Source organism: Actinosynnema sp. NPDC023658, assembly GCF_040639995.1.
In the GTDB taxonomy this organism is placed as follows: Bacteria; Actinomycetota; Actinomycetes; order Mycobacteriales; family Pseudonocardiaceae; genus Actinosynnema.
On sequence record NZ_JBFAAX010000662.1, the window covers coordinates 1 to 3176 of the forward strand.

Here is a 3176-nt window from a genome sequence, read left to right on the forward strand (position 1 = left end):
CGTTGCCACCGGCGCCACCGGCGCCGCTGTTGAGACCGGTACCGCCGTTGCCGCCGTTGCCACCGTTGCCGCCCGCACCACCGGTGACGGTGATCCTGTCGGCGCCAACGCCGCCGTCGATGATCCCGGTGCCACCCACGGCGACACCGCCGCCGGTGCCGACGCCGCCGTTGCCACCGGCGCTGCCGGCCGGGGTGCCCGCGGTGCCGTTCGCACCCGGGGCGCCGTTCGCGCCCGCGACACCCGCGACTCCGGTGACGTTGACGGTGTCGTTGCCGGCGAGCGCGTTGACGGTCCCGTTGACCGGTCCGCCGGTGATGGTGATGACGTTGTCGGCGGCGGTGCCGGTGAGGACGTCACCGGCGGGGATGCCCGCGGTGCAGACGAAGTTGTTGCCGGTCTGGGTGCACCCGGCGGGGAGTGCGAAGGCCGTGCCCGGCGCCGCCAAGGCGAAACCGGCCACCGTGCCGAACCCGACCAGGACACGACCCAGGCGGCCGGCCGTGCCGGCGCGCATCGTTGATTTCATGATCATTCTCCACCCGTGAGGTGGGTCCGAGCCGATGCCGCGGACCCGCGGGGGGTGATCGGATGACCGGGGTCCTGGGTCACGTGTCCGGTGCCGTTGAACGAGAGCACCGGAACGACCAACACCCTCGACGGCTCAGCGTGCGCGTCCGCCACGGGCGAGCGGAAGGGCCGACGGCGACGGCCACCCGAACGCGCCGGCCACTCCCCCGGATGCGAGTGGAGCCGCACTGGGAGGGTCGTCCCCCGTTGTTCCCAGCGTCCAGGGGCGATCACCGCGGATCACCCGATCACCAGGTCTTGGGTTCGCGGACCAAGTGCGCCATTCCGACCCCTTCGGTGGTGCGACGCGCCCGTCGAGCGGGTGTGGAACACTGGGTGATCATGGTTGTTCGCCCCGGACCCCGGTGGACCACCGTCGCGTTGGCGACCGCCGGAGGTCCTGTGATGCAGCCCGAAAGCCCGACGCCCACCGAGGACCCGGGCCCCGATCGGCCGTGGAACGTGCGGGGACGGGTCGTCATGGCCGACGTGGACTCCGTGGTGGTGTTCACCGCCCGCCTCCGCGCACTCGACTACCGCTACGGCGGAGGCCGCTGCCGCGATGCCGCGGTGTCGCTCCTGCCGTCCGCCCTGGCGCTGCTCGGCCGGCCCTGCGCCGACGACGTATCCGGGCAGCTGCGCGCCGCCGTGGCCGACCTGCACAACCTGGCGGGCTGGTCCTGCTTCGACACCGGGTTGACGGACGCGGCGGCGGGGCACTTCCGCACGGCGCTGACCGTGGCGGCGCGGGGCGACCACACGTCGCTGGCGTCCAACGTCTACTACCGGCTGGGGCGGTTGTCGTTGCACCACAACGACGTCGGGCGGGCGATGACCGAGTTCCAGCTCGGTGAACGGGCCGCCGCGGCCGGAGGTTCGGCGTTGGCGGGGGCGGTCATCTCCGCCAACCGGGCTTGGGCGCAGGCTCGGATGGGGCGTTCGGACGACGTCGCGATGTCTCTGGCCCGTGCTCGGGAGGAGTTCATGCGGGCATCGGACGAGCCGGTGCCCGCCTGGGCGGCGTTCTTCACCGCCACCGACTTCACCGCGATCACCGGTATCGCCTACACCGAACTGGCCCGGACCGCGGACCCCCGGTACGCGGAGTTCGCGGCGGCCGTGCTGTCGACCGCCGTCGACGGCTACGGGCCCGGCATGGCGCGCAGCCGGGCGTTCAGCCTCATCTCCTTCGCGGTCTGCCACCTGCTCGACGACCAGGTGGACGCGGCGGTCGAACTGGGCAACGAAGCGGTCGACCGGTGCGAGGTGCTGACCTCGACCCGGGCGGTCGAGCGGCTGCGCCCGCTGCGCGACGAGGCGGCACGGCGCCGCAGCCACCCGGGCGCACTCGCACTGGTGAAGCGGATCCGCGCCTTCCGCCCCGCCGTCCTCGTCCCGCACCCGCGGCGGAGGGACGACCTGGTCGAACACCGCGACATCGACGGCCATTCAGGTGAACGAGGGGTCAATCGTTCGGCCGAGGGTATAGGTTGAACCCGTTACCCCGGACCCCGGTGGCGAGACACCTCCCGCACTGATCACAGAGGTGGATCGCGAGCCGGGGTCTTCTGCACGGGCGAAGAGCACCGCCACTCGGAGCGCGCTGGTGCACGGGCACACCGGTTCCGACGCGTCACGCAGGTCGCCCTCAATCCTGTTCCAGGAAACGAAGTCCACATGCGACACATCCGCACCACCGTCAAAGCCCTGCTCGGCGCCACCGCCGTGACCGGGGGCCTGATCGCCCTCACGCCGGCGGCGCAGGCCATCACCATCCCGGTGGCGTGCAGCGAGAACGCCTTGGTCGCGGCGGTGAACCTGGCCAACTCCACGTCCACCTCCGACACCCTCGTCCTGGCGGGCGGCTGCACCTACAACATGACCACCGCGCACGGTGGCGCGTCCAACGCGCTGCCGGTGATCACCACCCCGATCGAGATGATCGGTCCGGCCACCGTCACCAACTCCTCGCTGCTGGGCCTGGGAACGTTCCGGATCGCCGAAGTCGGCCCGACCGGTCGCCTGACCCTCACCACCGGTGTCGCGTTCACCCGCGGCAACGTGCTCGGTGACGGCGGCGGCATCCTCAACCGCGGCGCGGTCACCCTCACCGGCAGCACCCTGACCGGCAACACCGCCTCCGGCAACGGCGGCGGCCTCGCCAACGCCGACACCCCGTCCGGCACCGCACCCGCCGCGACGTTCACCAACAGCCCGGTGACCGGCAACACCACCCTGCTCGGTGACGGCGGCGGCATCTACAACGGACTGCGCGGCACGCTGACCGTCACCGGCGTCTCCGGCAGCCCGCTGTTCATCACCGGCAACAACGCCGGCCGCGGCGGCGGCATCTCAGCGATCGCCTCCACCGCCACCACCCTCACCCAGACCGCCGTCACCAACAACCACGCGCTGTTGAGCCTGGGCAACTCCGGAGGCGTGTACCGCCAAGGTGGAACCATGACCACCACCAACTCCCCCATCACCGCCAACACGGCGAACAACTGCGTCGGCAGCACCCCCGCGGTCCCCAACTGCACCGGCTGACCACCCGCGTTGGCACGCAACGGTTTCTCCGTGACCACGCCTGGCGCCAGGACGTGCAC

Annotated in this window: 2 protein-coding genes and 1 pseudogene; 2 read left to right on the forward strand and 1 reads right to left on the reverse strand. The window is 71.8% G+C overall.

Features of this window, described 5'->3' with window-relative positions:
- A pseudogene (locus tag AB0G02_RS32835) lies at window positions 1-529 on the reverse strand (hypothetical protein); the annotation flags it as partial.
- 446 nt (window positions 530-975) lie between these two features.
- On the opposite strand from AB0G02_RS32835, the gene AB0G02_RS32840 reads away from it, so the two are divergent.
- Window positions 976-2064: a tetratricopeptide repeat protein gene (locus AB0G02_RS32840; protein ID WP_360802017.1), complete on the forward strand. Its 1089-nt coding sequence runs from the start codon at window positions 976-978 to the stop codon at window positions 2062-2064.
- A gap of 183 nt (window positions 2065-2247) precedes the next feature.
- Window positions 2248-3117 carry a hypothetical protein gene (locus AB0G02_RS32845; protein WP_360802020.1) on the forward strand — a complete coding sequence of 290 codons (870 nt, stop codon included), beginning with the start codon at window positions 2248-2250 and terminating at the stop codon, window positions 3115-3117.
- Window positions 3118-3176: the final 59 nt, after the last annotated feature.

Excerpts from the sequence above, each read along its gene's own strand:
- AB0G02_RS32845 (WP_360802020.1), top strand. The coding sequence starts at position 2,248 with ATGCGACACATCCGCACCACCGTCAAAGCCCTGCTCGGCGCCACCGCC.
- AB0G02_RS32840 (WP_360802017.1), top strand. The coding sequence starts at position 976 with ATGCAGCCCGAAAGCCCGACGCCCACCGAGGACCCGGGCCCCGATCGG.